This window comes from Microbacterium suwonense (assembly GCF_030296555.1).
In the GTDB taxonomy this organism is placed as follows: domain Bacteria; phylum Actinomycetota; class Actinomycetes; order Actinomycetales; family Microbacteriaceae; genus Microbacterium; species Microbacterium suwonense.
This window is the reverse complement of sequence record NZ_AP027728.1, coordinates 1,112,764-1,131,082: the sequence shown is the minus strand read 5'-3', so window position 1 is coordinate 1,131,082 and position 18,319 is coordinate 1,112,764. Positions and strand designations below refer to the sequence as shown.

Annotated in this window: 14 protein-coding genes and 4 pseudogenes; 13 read left to right on the top strand and 5 right to left on the bottom strand. The window is 67.6% G+C overall.

Annotation, left to right across the window (positions count from 1 at the left end; all coding sequences use genetic code 11):
• Nucleotides 1-155: 155 nt before the first annotated feature.
• The 4 genes from QUE33_RS05780 to QUE33_RS05765 are packed head-to-tail and all read left to right on the top strand — an operon-like array spanning nt 156 to nt 4,430.
• Nucleotides 156-1,622, top strand: coding sequence for an inorganic phosphate transporter (locus QUE33_RS05780; RefSeq protein ID WP_286302445.1), 1,467 nt, complete (start codon nt 156-158; stop codon nt 1,620-1,622).
• Nucleotides 1,619-1,954 (top strand): peptidase, encoded by a 336-nt coding sequence (locus QUE33_RS05775; RefSeq protein ID WP_286302443.1) that lies wholly within the window; start codon nt 1,619-1,621, stop codon nt 1,952-1,954. The genes QUE33_RS05780 and QUE33_RS05775 overlap by 4 nt, the downstream gene beginning before the upstream one ends.
• A 47-nt stretch (nt 1,955-2,001) precedes the next feature.
• The gene (locus tag QUE33_RS05770; protein ID WP_378760506.1) at nt 2,002-2,919 is read left to right on the top strand and encodes a phosphodiesterase; all 918 of its coding nucleotides are present in this window, start codon (nt 2,002-2,004) and stop codon (nt 2,917-2,919) included.
• A gap of 50 nt (nt 2,920-2,969) precedes the next feature.
• Entirely contained in the window at nt 2,970-4,430 is a 1,461-nt protein-coding gene (locus QUE33_RS05765; protein WP_286302442.1) for an aspartate ammonia-lyase, read from the top strand.
• A gap of 102 nt (nt 4,431-4,532) precedes the next feature.
• Here QUE33_RS05765 and QUE33_RS05760 read toward each other — a convergent pair whose 3' ends face one another.
• The gene (locus tag QUE33_RS05760; RefSeq protein ID WP_286302441.1) at nt 4,533-5,402 is read right to left on the bottom strand and encodes a fumarylacetoacetate hydrolase family protein; all 870 of its coding nucleotides are present in this window, start codon (nt 5,400-5,402) and stop codon (nt 4,533-4,535) included.
• Nucleotides 5,403-5,742: 340 nt separating this feature from the next.
• On the opposite strand from QUE33_RS05760, the gene QUE33_RS05755 reads away from it, so the two are divergent.
• The 3 genes from QUE33_RS05755 to QUE33_RS05745 all read left to right on the top strand — a co-directional run bounded on the left by QUE33_RS05755 (nt 5,743) and on the right by QUE33_RS05745 (nt 8,154).
• Nucleotides 5,743-6,828 (top strand): PrsW family intramembrane metalloprotease, encoded by a 1,086-nt coding sequence (locus QUE33_RS05755; protein ID WP_286302440.1) that lies wholly within the window; start codon nt 5,743-5,745, stop codon nt 6,826-6,828.
• A 234-nt stretch (nt 6,829-7,062) separates the two neighbouring features.
• Entirely contained in the window at nt 7,063-7,431 is a 369-nt protein-coding gene (locus QUE33_RS05750; protein ID WP_286302439.1) for an FKBP-type peptidyl-prolyl cis-trans isomerase, read from the top strand.
• Between the two features lie 174 nt (nt 7,432-7,605).
• Nucleotides 7,606-8,154, top strand: a complete 549-nt coding sequence (locus tag QUE33_RS05745) for a YceI family protein (RefSeq protein WP_286302438.1) — start codon at nt 7,606-7,608, stop codon at nt 8,152-8,154.
• Between the two features lie 49 nt (nt 8,155-8,203).
• Here QUE33_RS05745 and QUE33_RS16380 read toward each other — a convergent pair.
• Nucleotides 8,204-9,428: pseudogene (locus QUE33_RS16380) on the bottom strand (MFS transporter).
• A 207-nt stretch (nt 9,429-9,635) separates the two neighbouring features.
• Here QUE33_RS16380 and rpsO point away from each other — a divergent pair.
• The gene (gene rpsO, locus QUE33_RS05735; protein ID WP_286302436.1) at nt 9,636-9,905 is read left to right on the top strand and encodes a 30S ribosomal protein S15; all 270 of its coding nucleotides are present in this window, start codon (nt 9,636-9,638) and stop codon (nt 9,903-9,905) included.
• A 109-nt stretch (nt 9,906-10,014) separates the two neighbouring features.
• On the opposite strand, the pseudogene QUE33_RS05730 reads toward rpsO, so the two are convergent.
• Nucleotides 10,015-11,017, bottom strand: a pseudogene (locus tag QUE33_RS05730) (isopenicillin N synthase family dioxygenase).
• Between the two features lie 148 nt (nt 11,018-11,165).
• Between QUE33_RS05730 and efeU the strand changes: the two are divergent.
• The 3 genes and pseudogenes from efeU (at nt 11,166) to efeB (ending at nt 14,625) form a co-directional block, all read left to right on the top strand.
• A complete protein-coding gene (gene efeU, locus QUE33_RS05725; RefSeq protein WP_286302434.1) occupies nt 11,166-12,116 on the top strand; it encodes an iron uptake transporter permease EfeU in 951 nt (316 codons plus the stop codon).
• Nucleotides 12,113-13,345: an iron uptake system protein EfeO gene (efeO, locus tag QUE33_RS05720; RefSeq protein WP_286302432.1), complete on the top strand. Its 1,233-nt coding sequence runs from the start codon at nt 12,113-12,115 to the stop codon at nt 13,343-13,345. Before efeU ends, efeO begins: the two co-directional genes overlap by 4 nt.
• A 12-nt stretch (nt 13,346-13,357) precedes the next feature.
• Nucleotides 13,358-14,625, top strand: a pseudogene (efeB, locus tag QUE33_RS05715) (iron uptake transporter deferrochelatase/peroxidase subunit).
• Between the two features lie 30 nt (nt 14,626-14,655).
• Here the strand turns inward: efeB and QUE33_RS05710 are convergent.
• Nucleotides 14,656-15,792, bottom strand: coding sequence for an acyltransferase family protein (locus QUE33_RS05710; RefSeq protein ID WP_286302430.1), 1,137 nt, complete (start codon nt 15,790-15,792; stop codon nt 14,656-14,658).
• Between the two features lie 153 nt (nt 15,793-15,945).
• On the opposite strand from QUE33_RS05710, the gene QUE33_RS05705 reads away from it, so the two are divergent.
• Both QUE33_RS05705 and QUE33_RS05700 read left to right on the top strand, forming a co-directional pair.
• Nucleotides 15,946-17,145 (top strand): LLM class flavin-dependent oxidoreductase, encoded by a 1,200-nt coding sequence (locus tag QUE33_RS05705; RefSeq protein WP_286303071.1) that lies wholly within the window; start codon nt 15,946-15,948, stop codon nt 17,143-17,145.
• Between the two features lies 1 nt (nt 17,146).
• Nucleotides 17,147-17,790: pseudogene (locus QUE33_RS05700) on the top strand (FMN reductase).
• A 48-nt stretch (nt 17,791-17,838) separates the two neighbouring features.
• Here the strand turns inward: QUE33_RS05700 and QUE33_RS05695 are convergent.
• Nucleotides 17,839-18,018: a DUF5302 domain-containing protein gene (locus QUE33_RS05695; RefSeq protein WP_286302427.1), complete on the bottom strand. Its 180-nt coding sequence runs from the start codon at nt 18,016-18,018 to the stop codon at nt 17,839-17,841.
• Nucleotides 18,019-18,319 lie beyond the last annotated feature (301 nt).

Genomic DNA, 18,319 nt, shown 5'->3' with positions numbered 1-18,319 from the left:
GGCCGGCATGGCGACCGGGGCGAGTTGACCGCGGCGGGGGAGGGTGGGAGGATTCTGGCGGGCCCGTAAACGGAACTTCAACCCACGGTGAACTCTTCGTTCGTCACGCCGGACACCTCCGGCATCCCATCTGGCAGTCCCAACGAAAGAGAACGGTGGAAACCGCAGCCCTCGTCGTCGTGCTGGTCATCGCGCTGGCACTCTTCTTCGATTTCACCAACGGCTTCCATGACACGGCCAACGCCATGGCGACGCCGATCGCCACGGGAGCGCTCAAGCCCAAGACCGCGGTGCTCCTCGCTGCCGGTCTGAACCTGGTCGGCGCCTTCCTGTCCACTGAGGTGGCCAGGACGGTCTCCGGCGGCATCGTCAACGAGGGCGACATCGACCATGCTCTGCTGCCGCAGCTGATCTTCGCCGGGCTGATCGGCGCGATCACCTGGAACATGCTGACCTGGTTGCTGGGCCTGCCGTCCAGTTCGTCGCACGCGCTGTTCGGCGGCCTGATCGGCGCGACGCTCGTGGGCGTCGGCGTGTCCGGCATCAACTTCGGCGTCGTGCTCTCCAAGGTCGTGCTTCCGGCGCTGATCGCGCCGCTGACGGCGGGGATCATCGCCTTCGTGGCCACCAAGGTCGCCTATGGCGTCACTCGCCGTTACGACGGCAAGCCCGACGGTCGTTCGGGCTTCCGCTGGGGACAGATCTTCACTTCGTCCATGGTGGCTCTCGCGCACGGCACGAACGATGCGCAGAAGACCATGGGCGTGATCACCCTCGCGCTGATCACCGTGGGTTGGCAGACCGGCGACCCGACCGGCAGCGACTACCACAATCCCGAGTTCTGGGTGATCGTGGCGTGCGCGTTCACCATCGCGCTGGGCACCTATCTGGGTGGATGGCGCATCATCCGCACGCTCGGCAAGGGGCTCACCGAGGTCAAGCCCGCACAGGGGTTCGCCGCCGAGAGCTCCACCGCGGCCACCATCCTCGCCTCCAGCGCCTTCGGCTTCGCGCTGTCGACCACACAGGTCGCCTCCGGCTCGGTGATCGGCTCCGGCCTGGGGCGTCGCGGCTCGGTGGTGCGCTGGCGCACCGCGGGTCGGATCGCTGTGGGCTGGCTGCTGACCCTGCCTGCAGCCGGTGCGGTCGGTGCGGTCGCCGCACTGATCGTGGTGTGGCTGCACGGCTGGGGCGTGGCCGTGGACGCGGTGATCGCGTTGGCAGTGATCGTGGGGCTGTTCCTGCGCTCGCGCAAGAACGCCGTCAACGCCTCCAACGCGATGAGCGATGTCGCCGAGTCCGGTCACGTCGTCGACCTGCCCGAGGTGCCCGGCCCCACGCGTCGCACCACGCGCATGGAGCTGATGCGGGCGCTCGAGCGCGCCGAGCGCAAGGCCGATGAGGCCGAGAAGGCGGCCCGGAAGGCGAAGAAGCTCAAGAAGGCAGGCGGAACGCCCAGCGAGATCAAGGCGGCACGGAAGGCCGCTGAGCGCGCGGCCAAGAAGTTCGCCGAGGCCGAGAAGGCAGCCCAGGAGTGGGAGACGCTCAGCGCCAGCCGGCGTGCTCGCGCCAAGCTCGCCGAGTGGGACATCGCGATCGACGACGAGGAGGAGGTCCGATGAGCCTCGAGATCGACTGGCAGGCGTTCCTGAGCGTGTTCGCCGCCGCCCTGGTCGGCGCCGCCGTGATCGTGCTCTTCTACGCCTTGGGGCTGCGGATGCTGGTGCGGGCGGGGCGGATCCCCGTCGTCACGCCGGCCGAGTTCACCGACGCGATCACCGTACTCTCGGAGAAGGAGATCAAGCGCGCCGAGAAGCAGGCGGCGAAAGCAGCCCGCAAGAACCCGCTGACCGAGGGGCAGAGACAGCTCGCCTTCGTCGCCGCGATCGCATGTTTCGCGGTGTGCGCCGTAGCCGTCGCCGGCGGCATCCTGATGATCGTCATCGGCCACTGAGAGCGTCGCCACGACCAGATGTCGGCATCCGGTCCTAGGCTGAGCGCATGATCGACATGCCGGTGTTCGGGCGCCACCCGCAGGCGTCGCACACGATCATCCATCTGAGCGATCCGCACTTCCTCGCCGATGGTGCGATGCACGCCGGCGGCTCGGACAGCGAGGGCAATCTCAAGCGCACGCTGGAGGCGGTGCGCCGCGTGCACCCGCATCCGGATGCGATCGTAGTCACCGGCGACCTCGCCGATCTCGGCGAGCCGGATGCGTACCGACGGCTGCGGGCGATTCTCGAGCCGGTCGCGGCGGACCTCGGCAGCCCGATCGTGTGGGTGGCGGGAAACCATGACGAGCGGCCGGAGCTGCGCGTCGAGCTGCTGGGAGCCGCCGCCACGCAGGAGCCGGTCACCGGCGTGTGGGATCTGAACGGACTGCGCCTGATCGCGCTGGACACCAGCGTGCCCGGCTGGCACCACGGCGACCTGGACGGCGAGCAGCTGGACTGGCTCGCGGGGGTGCTGGCCGATCCTGCACCGCATGGAACGCTGCTGGCGATGCACCATCCTCCGCTGCCCGCGCATCTGCCGTTGTTCGACATCCTCGAACTCCGCCACCAGGACGAACTCGCGCAGGCCATCCGCGGCACCGATGTGCGCGGGATCCTCGCCGGCCACCTGCACTACTCCTGCTCCGGGATGTTCGCCGATGTGCCGGTGAGCGTGGCATCGTCGACGTGCTACACGATGAACCTCGCACGACCTGCGGTCGAGGTGAACGGGATGGATGCGGCGCAGGCGTTCCAGCTCGTGCACGTGCGGCCCGACGTGATCACGCACACCGTCGTCCCCGTGGCCGATGCCCCCACCGGAGATTACTTCGACGAGGAGTGGGTGCGGCGGATGGCCGCGCTCTCCCCGCAGGAGCGGCTCGAGGCGTTCTCACGCAAGCCATCACGCCCTCGGGCGTAGACTGGCAGCATCCCCCGCAACCTACCCGCCACCACCCACAAGGAAGTGACATGGCTGCTGACGCGCCCGCCCCGACCCGTACTGAGACCGACTCGATCGGAAGCCTCCAGATCCCCACGGACGCCTACTACGGCGTGCACACGCTGCGGGCCGAGCAGAACTTCCCGATCACCAAGCGTGCGATCGCCGTCTATCCCGACCTGATCCGCGGGCTGGCGATGGTCAAGCAGGCATCCGCTCGTGCGAACAAGGAGATCGGCGTCCTCGATGCCGAGCGCGCCGACCTCATCGATGCGGCGGCCCAACGGGTCATCGACGGAGAGTTCCACGACCAGTTCATCGTCGGCGTCATCCAGGGCGGCGCCGGAACCTCGACCAACATGAACGCGAACGAGGTCATCACCAACATCGCACTCGAGATGGCGGGTCATGAGAAGGGCGACTATGCGTTCCTCTCGCCGATCGATCACACCAATCGCAGTCAGTCCACCAACGATGTGTATCCCACCGCGGTGAAGATCGGGCTCTCGCTCAACCTCCTCTCACTCCTGGACGAACTCGACCTGCTGCGAAAGTCGTTCCTGGGCAAGGCGGGTGAGTTCCACGACGTGCTCAAGGTCGGCCGCACCCAGCTGCAGGATGCCGTGCCGATGACGCTCGGTCAGGAGTTCCACGGCTTCGCGACCACTCTCGGCGAAGACCACAAGCGCCTCACCGAGAACGCCTCGCTGCTCACCGAGATCAACATGGGCGCGACGGCCATCGGCACCGGCATCACCACCCACGCCGGCTATGCGCCCACTGTGCTGCGTCATCTGCGTGAGATCAGCGGGCTGGATCTGAGCACGGCGACCGACCTGGTGGAGGCCACCAGCGACACCGGCGCCTTCATGTCCTTCTCGTCCTCGCTCAAGCGCAACGCCATCAAGCTCTCCAAGATCTGCAACGATCTGCGCCTGCTCTCCTCCGGCCCGCAGGCCGGTCTCGGCGAGATCAACCTGCCGGCCATGCAGGCCGGGTCCAGCATCATGCCGGGCAAGGTCAACCCGGTGATCCCCGAGGCCGTGAACCAGGTGGCCTTCGCGGTCGCGGGCTCGGATGTCACGGTGACGATGGCCGTGGAGGCGGGACAGCTGCAGCTGAATGCTTTCGAGCCGGTGATCGCGCACTCGATCTTCCAGTCCATCACCTGGATGCGCCAGGCCATGTGGACGTTGCGCGTGAATTGCGTCGACGGCATCACCGCCAACCGTGAGCGCCTCGGCGCGATGGTTGGCGCGTCGGTGGGAGTGGTCACCGCGCTGACGCCGTTCATCGGCTACGCGGCATCCGCTGCGCTGGCCAAGACCGCACTGCTGACCAACCGCAATATCGCCGATCTGGTCGTGGAGGCCGGTCTGATGTCACGCGAAGAGGTCATGAAGCAGATCTCGCCGGCGCGCCTGTCAGGCCTGGAGACCGTCACCTCGGCGATCCCGGTGATCGCCGCGGAGGACCTTCCGCAGAGCTGACCCTCAGTACCGGTCCGCCGAGACCCCTCCTGGTTGTCGAGACCCCTCCTGAATCGCGCGATTCAGGAGGGGTCTCGACGCTGGTGAGGGGTCTCGGCGGGATCAGTCGAGGATGCGACAATGCGCGGTGAGCTCGCCGATCCCGTCGATCCCGACGGTGACCGTGGAGCGGTCGCGCAGGAAGATCTGCGGGTCGCGCGAATAGCCGGCACCGCCCGGGCTGCCGGTGGAGATCAGGGTGCCAGGCAGCAGCGTCACCGAGGTGGAGAGGTGTGCGATCAGGGTCGCGACGGTCCGGACCATCTGACCGGTGGTCGCATCCTGCACGGTGTGGCCGTCGACGACGGTCCAGATGTGCAGCGCCTGGGGGTCGGGGATCTCGTCGGCGGTCACCACGACCGGTCCGGTGGGCGTGAACCCGTCGAAGGACTTGCAGCGCGACCACTGCGCCTCCGCGAACTGGATGTCACGGGCCGTCACGTCGTTGACCACCGTGTATCCCCACACGGTGCTCAGCGCGTCTTCTTCGGAGACGTCCTTGGCGGGCTTGCCGATGATCACGCCCAGCTCGGCCTCATAGTCGACCGACTCGCTCAACGAACGTGGCCAGGAGATGGTCTGCTCATGACCGATGAGCGAATTGGGCCACAGCGTGAACACGGTCGGGGCCTTGTCGGTCTTCAGCCCGAGCTCGCTGGAGTGCGCGGAGTAGTTCAGCCCCACAGCCAGGATCGCGGGCGGATCGATGACGGCAGAGTCGAAGGCGAAGCCGTCGAGCGGATGCCGGGGAGCGGCGCCGTCTGCGAGCGCGACGCGCAGGCGCTCCAGCATCTCGTCACCGCCCAGGATCAGCTCCTGGAGCGTCTTCGGACCGGGGGAGAGGAGATCGCTGACGAGGATCGCCTCCGCACCGTCGATGACGGCGAGGAGGGGCGACTCGGAGTCGCGAGCGCTCAGATGGGCAAACCGCATGCCTCTACGCTACCGGCCGGGATGCGTGCCATGGCGGAGGCTCCCTCTAGGCTTTCAGCATGAGCTTTGGAGGGAGTCCCCGGCGCGGCCGCCGACGACCGGCGGGCCGGCTGACGCGTCGTCGGCATCCGTGGAGGGCCAGCCGGCGTACGGCCGGGAAGGCCAGCCGGTTTACGGGCAGCCACCACGGCCGCTGTACGGTCGGCCTCCTCAGCCCGGGTACGGGCAGGCGCCCCGTCCGGCGCAGCCCGCACTAGAGGAGCCGTACCTGCGGGTCGCCGGTCGATCGGCTTCTCAGGTGGCGCCTCCGGCGCCGCTGTCGCCATCCCCGGCTGCAGGTATGCCCGCACTACCGATGCCGGTGCGCCGGGGCCGAGGGGTGTCCATCTGGGTGTTCGGAGTGCTCGGCTTCGCGATGCTCGCGCTGATCGCCTACTTCGCGGTGTTCCTCGGCACCGGCGCATCGGCGGTGGGACTCGTCCTCGCGCTCGTGCCGCTGGGGATCGTCCTCTTCGGTGTGCACCTGATCGACAGGTGGGAGCCCGAGCCGAAGAGTCTCGTGATCTTCGCAGTGGCGTGGGGCGGGGTGGCGGCCGCCGGCATGGCGTTGCTGTTCGACCTGTTGCTGAACGTGGCCGTCGGCCGCCCCGACGGGATCTTCACCGCCGTCGTCCAGGCACCCATCGTCGAGGAGGTCGCCAAAGGCCTCGGGGTGTTCCTGATCCTCGTGATCGGCCGTCGTGCCTTCGATGGGCCGGTGGACGGCATCGTGTACGGCGCGCTGGTCGGTGCGGGATTCGCGTTCACCGAGAACATCCAATACTTCGGCGTCAGCCTGATCACCGGCGGCGCGGGTGATCTGACGCTCACCTTCATCCTGCGCGGTCTGGTCTCGCCGTTCGCGCACGCCATGTTCACCGCTCTGACCGGGTTCGCCATCGGCCTGGCCGCTCGTCGTGGAGCCGGCGCATCGGGTGCGCTCGGCGCCGGCGCGCTCGGGCTGCTCGGAGCTGTGCTGCTGCACGCGTTCTGGAACGGATCCTCGTTGCTGGGCGACTTCATCGTGCTGTATCTGACCACGCAGATCCCGCTCTTCCTCGGTTTCATCTTCGTCATCGTCGCGCTGCGCCGTGCCGAGGCACGGCTGACACGGCGCCGGCTCGGAGACTACGCCGACGCCGGCTGGTTCACCGCCGAGGAGGTGGTGATGCTGGCGACTCCTGCGGGCCGGAAGGCGGGGATGCAGTGGGCGGCGGGTCTGCGGGGCGACCGGCGAGCTCTGATGAGGTCTTTCATCAGAGACGCGACCGCACTCGCCGCCGTCCGTCAGCGCGCGATCACCGGGCACGACGCGTATGCAGCCGCCGACGAACAAGCGCTGCTCGCGAGAACCAGGGCGACGCGGGCGCAGCTGCTCGCATACTGAGCCCACCCGCTGGTGGGACACTCGCAGCGTCCAGGACAGACTCAGCGCCCGGTGCTGCGGCGATGCCTGCGAGTCTCCCGGGCGCTGAGTTGACCTAATGACAGGGTGCTCCGAGACGGCGCGGAAGTCAAGAGTCTCTGCCGGGCCGGCCCGGCTCCGCCGAACGGTCGGCACGTTCGCGCTCAGCGGATTCGTGGCGTTGACCCTCGTGCGGCCCTCGGGTTTGATGGAGTCATGACTGATCGCACAAAGCCCGAGTTCGACGCTCCCACCGGACCCGCCCCCGCCGAACTCGTCATCCGCGACATCATCGTCGGCGACGGCGATGAGGCGAAGCCCGGCGACACCGTCACCGTGCACTACGCCGGCGTCGAGTACGACACCGGTGAGGAGTTCGACTCGTCCTGGAGCCGGGGCGAGACCATTCAGTTCCCGCTTCGCGGCCTGATCCAGGGCTGGCAGGAGGGCATCCCCGGCATGAAGGTCGGCGGGCGCCGAGAGCTGACCATTCCGCCGCACCTGGCGTACGGTTCGGCAGGCGCCGGTCACTTCCTCTCCGGCAAGACTCTGATCTTCATCATCGATCTGGTGGCCGTGGGCTGAATCCCGGCATCCGAAACCCGTCCGCGCCGCGTTCCTCACGCCGCGCGGGCGGGTTTTCTGTGAGAACGCCGTGAGTGGGAATGTATGCGTTCGAATGTAAGTTGTCTCTTCGTGTGGCGCCCGCTCGACGGCCGGCGCCCACGACACTGCAGACGACGTCAAGGAGAACCACATATGTCGATCGAGATCCCCGGTTACCGTCCTGGAACCTGGACCCTGGACCCCGCGCACAGCGAGGTCACCTTCAGCGTCCGGCACATGATGATCTCGAAGGTGCGCGGCAGCTTCGGGGTGAAGGAGGCCACGCTGATCGCTCCGGAGAACCCGCTCGAGGCCAAGGTCGAGGCGAAGGTCGACGTGGCATCCGTCGACACCAACGACGAGGGCCGTGACGCGCACCTGCGTTCAGCAGACTTCTTCGACGTCGAGAACCACCCCACCATGGAGTTCGTCTCCACCGGAACACGCGTCGAAGACGGCGACTTCTTCGTCGACGGCGATCTGACGATCCGCGGCATCACCAAGCCGGTCAGCTTCGAGCTGGACTTCGGCGGCTTCGGCACCGACCCGTACGGCAACTACAAGGCGGGCGCGTCGGCGAAGACCGTCATCAACCGCGAGGACTTCGGGCTCACCTGGAACGCTGCTCTCGAGACCGGTGGCGTGCTGGTCGGCAAGGACATCACGATCGGCCTCGACCTGCAGGGTGCGCTGCAGGTCTGAGCTCGCGCATACTGAGACTCTCGAGCCCCGGGGCCGTGCGCGCTGAGCGTCAGGCCTCGGGGCTCAGCGCGTCGTAGGCGCGGAAACGCGGGCTCAGTCGTGCGAGAGTCGCGGCGATGCCGATCACCAGGAACCCGCCCAGCAGCGGCGGGAACCACAGGCTTGTCACCGTAGCGAGGGCACCGACGTACAGGGCGCCCACGCGGGGGCCGCCGGCGACGACGATGATGAAGATCCCCTGCAGTCGCCCGCGCATCGCGTCGGGCACGGCAGCCTGCATCATCGTGTTGCGGTAGATGGAGCTGACATTGTCGGCCGCCCCCGACAGCGCCAGTGCAAGACAGGCGAGAGCGATCAGCAGCATGTGCGGCACCTGCTCGGATGCCGGGGGCAGGAACACCCCTGTCAGCAGGATCGCGCCGAACAGCGCGATGGCCGCACCGTATGCCTGCACGGCCCGCGCGATGCCGATGCCGTGCCAGCGGTAGTGCACCACACGTCCAGAGAACAGGCTGGAGACGAAGGTGCCGACGGCGACCGCCGCGGTGAGGATCCCCGTCGTGAGGGCTCCGCCGCCGAGCAGCACGGTTCCGAGCGCGGGGAAGAGCGCGAGCGGCTGCCCGAACGTCATCGCCGTGATGTCGAGCAGGAACTGCATCCGGATGTTGCCCGCCCGGCGCAGGAAACGCCAGCCGTCGACGAGGAGGCCAGCCCGGGACGCACAATCGTGCCTTCCGGGCGCAGCGGCGGAAGCGTCCACAGGCCGAGGAACATCGACATCATCAGGATGATGTCGATCGTGTAGGTCCAGCCGAAGCCCGTCAGCGCGACGAGCATTCCCGCCACCGCGGGGCCGACCATCACCGTCACGCCGAAGGCCACGCCGTTCAGCGCGGATGCCGCCGCGAGGCGCTCCAGGGGATGAGCCGCGGCACGATGGCCGTCCGCGTGGCCATCCCGACCGAGTTGGCCGCGGCGATGATCATGCTCAGCCCGTACAGCCACCAGATCGTCTCGGCGTGTGTCCAGGTCAGTGCTGCCAGCAGTGCCGTGGCGAGGAATGCCACGGTGGCGGAGATCAGCGCGACTCGACGCCTGTCGAAGGCGTCGGCGAGCATGCCCCCGTAGAGACCGGCGAGGATCATCGGCAGGAGTCCTGCGACGGCGATCATAGAGACGGCGAACGTGCTGCCGGTCAGCTCGAACACGTGCAGCATGACGGTGACGATGGTGAGCTGACCGCCGATGCCCGCCAGCGTCGAGCCGATCCACATGCGGGCGAAAGCGGGGCTGGTCCTCAACGGCGAGAGGTCGATGAGAAGACCGCGGGAGAACTGCACTCCTAGAGGCTATCGGGCGTGCGCACCACTGGCGTCGAAACTGGTAGGCTGTTGTGGTTGCCGTTCGATCGGCCGCGGATCAAGAGAGCCCACGCATCAGGCGTCGGGCGCCGCGCAACAAGCAGAGAGGGGATCGAATCTATGGCACTGGAATCAGACGTCAAGAAGGCGATCATCGAAGAGTACGCGACGCACCCCGGTGACACCGGATCCCCCGAGGTGCAGGTCGCCATGCTGTCGCAGCGCATCAAGGACCTCACCGAGCACCTCAAGGAGCACAAGCACGACCACCACTCGCGTCGTGGGCTGTTCCTGCTCGTCGGTCAGCGCCGTCGACTGCTCGGCTACCTCCAGGACATCGACATCGAGCGCTACCGTGCGCTCATCGAGAAGCTTGGACTTCGCCGCTGACGACCAGCGTGCAATCGCACAAAACTTTCTTGGAAGGCCGCCCCGGGTGTGGGGCGGCCTTCGTCGTGTCCGGACCGCACTGCCGGCGTGTGCGGCAGGGAGACGGATGCTAGGCGGGAGCACCCACCAGATCGGGATGATGGATGGCCGCCACGTCGGGGTGCGCGCGCAGGCGTGATTTCAGCGCGTTCTCGCCGTACAGGCTGTGGATCGGGTTGTGCGGGTCATCGGTCACGCCGCGGGCCTGCGCGGCGAGCTCGGCGGGCAGGTCGATCAGCGGCAGCTGCGAGTCCAGTGCGGGATTGAAGAAGAACGGGATCGACAGGCGATCCTGCGGGGCCCTTGGTGAGATCACGCGGTGGTTGGTGGCCTTCAGATACCCGTTGGTGGCGTATTCGAGCAGCCCCGATGTTCACCACGAACGCGCCGTCCACGGGCGGGGCATCCACCCACTCGCCGTCGCGCTCGACCTGCAGGCCCCCGCGCCCCGGCTCGACCCATAGCAGGGTCAGCACACCGCTGTCCTTGTGTGCGCCGACTCCCTGCTGGGGGAGCGGATTGTCCGTTCCCGGATAGCGCACGATCTTGATCAGTGTCGATGGCTCACCGAAATGGTCATCGAAGTACGACTCCGCAGCGCCCAGCGACAACGCCCAGGCACGCAGCAGCCTGCGGGCGATCGCGCACATCGCGGTGTGCCACTGCGTCACGGTCTCACGCAGCTCGGGCAGCGCGGCCGGCCACAGGTTCGGGCCGATGAGCCGGTTGTAAGCCGGGCCGCCGCTGACGGCATCGCGCTCGGATCCGATGTCGATCTGCTCGCGCCAGTCGACGCGGCCCTGGGTGCGCTCTCCGCCGATGCGCGTGTAGCCGCGGAAGTGCGGGCTCCTGACGTTCTCGATCGCGAGCTTGTCCGCCTCGGGCAGCGCGAAGAACTCGCGCGCGACGCGGTGCAGTCGAGCGACGAGCTCGGTGGGGATCCCGGTTCCGGTCAGGTAGAAGAATCCGACATCTCGAGTGGCGGCGCGCAGATCGGCGCGGAATGCGGATGCCGCTGCGGCGCCGTCATCGAGCCGGGACATGTCCAGGATGGGGAGATTCAGGTCCGTCATGACTCGACGCTAACCATGCACCGAGCCGATCGGCGGAATGTTGCGTCGTCTTACCGTGGATCGATATGCGGCACCCCGTCACGGTGCTAAAGTTCTTTAGGTAAGGCATCCCTTACCTGAAACCACCCGGATCTCGGAGCCTCCGCCTGTGTTCGCAACCTTCCTGATCGGCCTGCGTGAGGGCCTGGAAGCGGCCCTCGTGGTCGGCATTCTGGTCGCCTACCTGCGCCGAATAGGGCGGGCAGACGTGCTGCCGAGGATGTGGGCGGGAATCGGATGCGCCGTCGCGCTGGCACTGGGCATCGGCGCCGTGCTGACCTTCGGCTCATACGCGCTGACATCCCAGGCGCAGGAGATCCTCGGCGGAGTGTTCTCGCTGCTGGCGGTGGGCATGGTCACCTGGATGATCTTCTGGATGCAGAAGGCCGGGCGCACCATGAAGGCATCGCTGCAGGGCGGGATCGACCGGGCGCTGGAATCCGGCACACTGTGGGCGCTGGTGGCGGTCGGCTTCGTCTCCGTGGCGCGCGAGGGCATCGAGACCACGCTGCTGCTGTGGTCGATGTCGCAGACGTTCGGTCAGGATCCCACGGTGCTGATCGGCGCGGCAGCCGGCCTCGCCGTCGCGATCGTGGTGGGGTGGATGCTGGCGCGCGGGGCCCTCCGACTGAACCTGGGCACCTTCTTCACCTGGACGGGCGGGTTCCTCGTCGTCGTCGCGGCAGGTGTGCTGGCGTACGCCATGATGGATCTGCAGGAAGCCGGCGTCCTCCCCGGCCCGTTCAGCGCGATGGCGCCCATCGATGCCACGACCGGTGCCGTGCTGACCGGCTGGGCCGGGTTCCCGTTCGGGTGGGCGTTCGATGTCAGCACCGTCATCGCGCCCACCGGATTCTGGGCCGTGCTGCTCCAGGCGGTTGTGGGCTTCGTTCCGCACATGAGCTGGTTGCAGGTCACCGCCTGGGCGCTGTACATCCTCATCGTCGGCGGGCTCTTCCTACGCGGGATCCGCAGAAGCCGCCTGCCCTCGCCTGCCGATGCCGCCAAGGCGGCACCGCAGCCATCGTCCATTCCGTCATCGTCTCCGGGAGCAGCATGACCGTCTTGATCCGTCCTCTCAGCGCGGCCGCCGCTCTGGCTGTCACCGCCTTCGCCCTCACCGGCTGCGTCGCGAAGGCGGGCGCCGATCCCTCAGCATCCTTCACGGTCTCCTCGACCGCGGATGAGTGCACGGTCTCCGCCGACACCGCGCAGAGCGGCACCCTGACCTTCACCGTGTCCAACACCGGCGACCAGGTGAGCGAGTTCTACCTGCTGGCCGATGACGGCCTGCGCATCATCGGCGAGGTGGAGAACATCGCTCCTGCGGCCTCGCGAACCCTGACCGTCGTGGCACAGCCCGGCGACTACTTCACAGTCTGCAAGCCCGGCATGATCGGCGAGGGTGTGGGCAGGGCTGCGTTCACCGTCAGAGGCGACAAGGTCGCCATCGACGGACCGGACGCCGAGCAGAAGCAGCAGGCCGTCGACCTCTACGCGGCATTCGTCAAGGATCAGGTGGGGCAGCTGGTTCCCGCTGTGCAGGAGCTGGTCACGGCGTACACCGATGGCGACGACGAGAGGGCACGTGAGCTGTTCGCGACCACTCGCGCCTACTATGAGCGCATCGAGCCGGTCGCCGAGGCGCTCGGCGACCTCGACCCGCGCATCGACTACCGCGAGGTCGACGCCGTGGCCGAGGGGCTGGATTGGACCGGATTCCATCGCATCGAGAAGGATCTGTGGGTACCGGCTGAGGATGCGCTGAACGCCGATGACGAGACGCCCGCCTGGCAGGATTGGGCGCCGTCCACAGCCGAGCAGCGCGGCGAGTTCGGCGATCTGCTGATCGCCGACGTGCAGGAGCTCTACGACTACGTGCACTCGGAGGACTTCACCGCCGCACTGAACGATCAGGGCATCGCCGGCATCTCGAACGGGGCCGTCGCACTGCTGGACGAGGTGGCCACCGGCAAGATCACCGGTGAGGAGGACTGGTGGTCGCACACTGACCTCTACGACTTCGCTGCGAACGTGGAGGGGTCGAAGATGGCGTTCTCGCTGGTCAGTGAATTCGTGACGGCGAAGGGTGACGAAGGCGCCGCACTGGTGAAGGACATCGCCGCCGGCTACTCGGATCTCGAGCAGGCCCTCGGTGTGCACGGCTCTCTGGATGCCGGCTTCGTGCCCTTCACCGACCTGAATGACACGGACAAGCGCAACCTCATCGATCTGATCAATGCACTCGCCGAGCCGCTGTCGCAGCTGACGAGCGTCGCACTGTCCTGATCGCGGATGCCGATGACCGAGGACGTCGAGCCGCAGCCGCCGCAGCCGCTGCGGTCGGGGCTCAGCAGGCGCGGACTGCTGGGGCTCGCCGCCGGTGGAGGCGCAGCGCTCTCGTCGCGGCCGGCGCAGGCGGATTCCTGGCCGGGGTCGCTCAGCGGGACGGGCGGCAGGAGCCGGGATCGCATTCCTTCTTCGGGGCACACCAGGCCGGTATCACCACGCCTGTGCAGGAGCATCTGCACTTCGCTGCCTTCGACATGATGCCGCGCAGCGACCGCGACACCCTCGTCGAGCTGTTGCAGGACTGGACGTATGCATCCGCTCGCATGACGCAGGGGCTCGAGGTGAGTGCGACCGGAGCCGTGGGCGGCTCGCCCGAGGCGCCGCCGGATGACAGCGGCGAGGCACTGGGACTGCCGGCCGCCGCCCTGACCGTCACATTCGGCTTCGGGCCGACCCTGTTCGAGAACGAGGACGGCGACCGATACGGCATCCGCGAACGCAGGCCGCCCAAGCTCGAGCGCCTCCCGCCGTTCCTCGGCGAGGACCTGGACCCCGCGCAGTCCGGCGGGGATCTGTGCGTCCAGGTGTGCGCCGACGATCCGCAGGTGGCCGTGCACGCCATCCGCAACCTCAGTCGCATCGCGTTCGGGCGGGCGAAGCTACGCTGGTCCCAGCTGGGCTTCGGCAAGACCTCCCGCACCACCACCGACCAGCACACGCCCCGGAACCTCTTCGGGTTCAAGGACGGCACGGCCAATATCCTCGCCGACGATCGGGAGGCGCTTCGGGAGCACGTCTGGGTCGCCGACGATGACGAGCCCGCCTGGCTCGCCGGAGGCTCCTATCTGGTGGCTCGGAAGATCGCGATGCTGATCGAGACCTGGGATCGGGTGCGGCTGTCCGAACAGGAGCAGATCTTCGGGCGCGACAAGGGTGAAGGGGCGCCGCTGTCCGGCGGCACGGAGGAGACGGCTCCGAAGCTGTCCGCGCTCGACGAACACAGCCACGTCCGGCTCGCGCACCCTGATGCCAACGGCGGAACCCGCATCCTGCGTCGCGGGTTCAACTACGTCGGCGGCAACAATGCTCTCGGCCGGATGGATGCAGGCCTGTTCTTCCTGGCGTATCAGCGCGACCCCGAACAGTTCGTCTCCCTGCAGCGTCGGCTCTCCACGGACCTGCTCAACGAGTACATCCGCCATGTCGGCACCGGCATCTGGGCCATCCCGGCAGGGGTGGATGAGGGCTCCTACATCGGAGCGGCGCTGTTCGCCTGAGTGCGGTCGGCGCGGGCGCCGGGCAGCGCCTCAGCCGCCCGCCCCGCGCCGGGAACCGGTCGGGTCGCTGCGGTGGCCGGTGCGGGAGGACAGCGACGGATCGGCGAACATCCACCGCGGGCGCGGCTCGATCAGCGGCCGGAACAGTCTCCGCACCGGCCTCCACGCCAGCAGCACAGCGATCGCTGCGGACAGCAGGGTGACCAGCGGTAGCCAGAGCCAGGTCGGATCCAGGTCACGCAGCGCGCCGGACTCCCGGAACGGGTACAGCACGAACGAGTGCAGCAGGTAGACGTACATGGTGTACTGGCCCAGCGTCGTCCACCGCAATGCGCGACGGGGCATGAGCGCGAAGAAGCAGGCGCTCAGCAGCAGTGCGAGCGCGATCAGACTCAGACGGATGCCGCCGGCCCACCACTGGTCGGCGGTCAGGTCGGAGTAGGAATCGTCGTAGAAGAACCAGTAGCGCAGGTCGATGTCATCCCAGAACGGCAGCCAGCGCCAGCAGGTGAACGCCCACGTCGCCAGCACTGCGACCGCGCACACCCGCAGCCACCACGGGCGGAAATCGATCAGACGCAGACGCTGCACGATGTCCCGCTCGCGCATCCACCAGCCCAGGGTGAAGAAGAACAGCAGCCCGAGGGTGCGCGACAGTGAGAAGGTGCTGTTCACGTTGCTGAGGTAGCCGACGCCGATCGAGATCGCGAGGGCCCACACCAGCGGCCATCTCAGCAGCGCCAGGTAGGGGAGCACCAGCCGGAAGATGCCCAGCGCCAGCAGGAACCATAGCGTCCAGGATGGCTGTGTCAGGTTCGGATCGGCGCGCCCCTCGACAAGCCACTTGGTGAGGGTCCAGAGCCCTTCGAAGATCACATATGGCACCAGGATGTCGGTGATGACCCTGGCCATCTGACGGCGGGTGGGGCTGGCCGCCTTCGAGAAGTAACCCGAGATGATCGCGAACGCCGGCATGTGGAACGCATAGATCCACAGGTAGAACGCATAGGAGATGTCGGAGTCGTAGGTCAGGCGCTGCACGCCGTGCCCCATGACGACCAGGACCACGCAGGCGAAGCGCGCGTTGTCCCAGAACGGCACGCGCCGCCGTGGGCGGGCGATGCCGCCGGTGGCCGGGCTCGCGGATGGCGGGCGCTCACTGCTCATCCCTCGAGCGTACCGGTGCGGACTTCTGCGGATCCTGCGGGAATATCCTCGTCGGTACGACGTTTCACCAGGTACATGCACGTGAATAGAAACGGATGCCAGGCATCCCGAGTGGAGAACAACATGGACGCGCAGAACAGCGACCCGACCGGTATGCAGTTCGGCATCATGTCGGTCAGCGACATCACGCAGGATCCGACCACCGGCGTCACGCCCAGTGAGCGCGAGCGGATCCAGGCGGCGGTGGCGATCGCCACGCACGCCGAGGAGGCGGGTCTCGACGTCTTCGCCATCGGGGAGCACCACAACCCGCCGTTCTTCTCATCGAGCCCCACGACGCTGCTGGCCTACATCGCCGCGCGCACCGAGCGGCTGATCGTGTCCACCGCGACCACGCTGATCACCACGAACGACCCGGTGCGCATCGCCGAGGAGTACGCGATGCTGCAGCATCTCTCCGGCGGCCGGATGGATCTGATGATGGGCCGCGGCAACACGGGCCCGGTGTATCCGTGGTTCGGCAAGGATATCCGTCAGGGGCTGCCGCTCGCGATCGAGAACTACGCGCTGCTGCACGAGCTGTGGACCAAGGACGTCGTGGACTGGGAGGGGAAGTTCCGCACCCCGCTGCAGGGCTTCACCGCCACGCCACGTCCGCTGGACGGTGTCGCGCCGTTCGTCTGGCACGGCTCGATCCGCACGCCCGAGATCGCCGAGCAGGCCGCCTACTACGGCGACGGCTTCTTCGCGAACAACATCTTCTGGCCCAAGGAGCATTACCAGCGCCTGATCGAGCTGTACCGCCAGCGCTGGAGCCACTACGGCCACGGCGCCCCGGAGACGGCCATCGTGGGTCTGGGCGGTCAGGCCTTCATCCGGCCGAAGTCGCAGGATGCCGTGAACGAGTTCCGTCCCTACTTCGACAACGCGCCGGTCTACGGACACGGCCCCTCGATGGAGGACTTCACCGAGATGACGCCGCTCACCGTCGGATCCCCGCAGCAGGTGATCGACCGCTACGCGGCCATGCGCGACGCCTTCGGCGACTACCAGCGACAGCTGTTCCTCGTCGACCACGCGGGTCTGCCGCTGAAGACGGTGCTCGAGCAGATCGACCTGCTCGGCAGCGAGGTTGTGCCCGTGCTCCGCAGAGAACTGGCGAAGGACCGCCCCACCACGGTTCCGGATGCGCCGACTCACGCGGCTCGCGTCCGGCAAGCCTACGGCGACGGGCCGACGCGTGAGGCGCGTCCCGGCGCGAACCGCGGTGACAACCTCACCGCCGGCTCGCCCTATCAGGATGCCGTGGCCCCCGCCGGCGCGGCGTTCGGCCTCGCGCAGAAGGGCGCCTGACATGACCGAGCGTCGCATCGCCGTCATCTCCTCCGGGCTGTCCAATCCGTCGTCCACGCGGATGCTGGCCGACCGCCTGCTCGCTGCCACGGTCGCGGCGCTGACCGAGCAGGGCGTGCGAGCGCAGTCCGATGTCATCGAGCTGCGCGATCTCGCACACGACATCACGAACAACCTGCTCACCGGCTTCGCGCCCGCACCGCTGGAGGAGGTGATCAACCGCGTGGTCTCCGCCGACGCCATCATCGCCGTCACGCCGATCTTCTCCACCAGCTACGCCGGGCTGTTCAAGTCGTTCATCGACGTGCTCGATCCCGATTCGCTCACGGGCAAACCAGTGCTGCTCGGCGCGAATGCGGGAACCACGCGTCACTCGCTGGCGATCGACTACGCGATCCGCCCGCTGTTCACCTACCTGCATGCCGAGCCGGTGTCCACCGGTGTGTTCGCCGCCTCCAGCGACTGGGGCGGCAGCGCCGACGAGGTGGCGCCGCTCAGCGCCAGAGTCGAACGGGGGCACGCGAGCTCGCGGAGGCCATCGTCCGTCGCGACCCCGTGACGGACGCCGATCCCTTCGACCCCGACACCTACCTGGGCAAGGGCAGGTCGTTCGGGCACCTGCTCGGCGGGCTCGCGGGGGAGTGAGGCCAGGACGTGAGGAGGGCCGCCCCGGTCGGGGCGGCCCTCAGGCTGTCATCCGCTCTTGCGTCGGAACTCACGTCGCGTCTGCGGCGCATTCGCGGCGTGAACCGCGGACTCGCCGTCCAGGTGCGATTCACCATCACGGTGACGCGCGTTCTTCTTGTCGAGCGCTTCCTTGAACTTGCGCTTCATCTCCTCGGATGCGGAGGGTGCGCCCTCTTCGGTGCTCATGGGGTCAGCCTAGTCGCTCGTGCCGCGCAAGGACACGGGGAATCGGCCGGCGCCCACAGGGCGGACTGCTAGGCTGAACACGGATGTCTATGGCATCCGTCAACTGCATATGTACGGAGCGGTCGGCTGAGAAGCTGGTCCCCTGTGGTGGATTCCTCGTCGCAAAGGCGCCGGGTGGTCTTCTACTGGTGGCCAGCGCAGGCGAGATTCGCGGGGTTGCCCGCGCGCTTATATCTGCCCGCATCCGCTCCTTCGCGAGAACTCGCCCGTCACACGGACGGACGAGCCTAAACAAAGAAGG

What these genes read in the sequence shown, in the direction of transcription:
- QUE33_RS05775 (WP_286302443.1), top strand. Translation starts at nt 1,619, where the DNA reads ATGAGCCTCGAGATCGACTGGCAGGCGTTCCTGAGCGTGTTCGCCGCC.
- QUE33_RS05770 (WP_378760506.1), top strand. Translation starts at nt 2,002, where the DNA reads ATGATCGACATGCCGGTGTTCGGGCGCCACCCGCAGGCGTCGCACACG.
- QUE33_RS05765 (WP_286302442.1), top strand. Translation starts at nt 2,970, where the DNA reads ATGGCTGCTGACGCGCCCGCCCCGACCCGTACTGAGACCGACTCGATC.
- QUE33_RS05760 (WP_286302441.1), bottom strand. Translation starts at nt 5,402, where the DNA reads ATGCGGTTTGCCCATCTGAGCGCTCGCGACTCCGAGTCGCCCCTCCTC.
- QUE33_RS05755 (WP_286302440.1), top strand. Translation starts at nt 5,743, where the DNA reads ATGCCCGCACTACCGATGCCGGTGCGCCGGGGCCGAGGGGTGTCCATC.
- QUE33_RS05750 (WP_286302439.1), top strand. Translation starts at nt 7,063, where the DNA reads ATGACTGATCGCACAAAGCCCGAGTTCGACGCTCCCACCGGACCCGCC.
- QUE33_RS05745 (WP_286302438.1), top strand. Translation starts at nt 7,606, where the DNA reads ATGTCGATCGAGATCCCCGGTTACCGTCCTGGAACCTGGACCCTGGAC.
- rpsO (WP_286302436.1), top strand. Translation starts at nt 9,636, where the DNA reads ATGGCACTGGAATCAGACGTCAAGAAGGCGATCATCGAAGAGTACGCG.
- efeO (WP_286302432.1), top strand. Translation starts at nt 12,113, where the DNA reads ATGACCGTCTTGATCCGTCCTCTCAGCGCGGCCGCCGCTCTGGCTGTC.
- QUE33_RS05710 (WP_286302430.1), bottom strand. Translation starts at nt 15,792, where the DNA reads ATGAGCAGTGAGCGCCCGCCATCCGCGAGCCCGGCCACCGGCGGCATC.
- QUE33_RS05705 (WP_286303071.1), top strand. Translation starts at nt 15,946, where the DNA reads ATGCAGTTCGGCATCATGTCGGTCAGCGACATCACGCAGGATCCGACC.
- QUE33_RS05695 (WP_286302427.1), bottom strand. Translation starts at nt 18,018, where the DNA reads ATGAGCACCGAAGAGGGCGCACCCTCCGCATCCGAGGAGATGAAGCGC.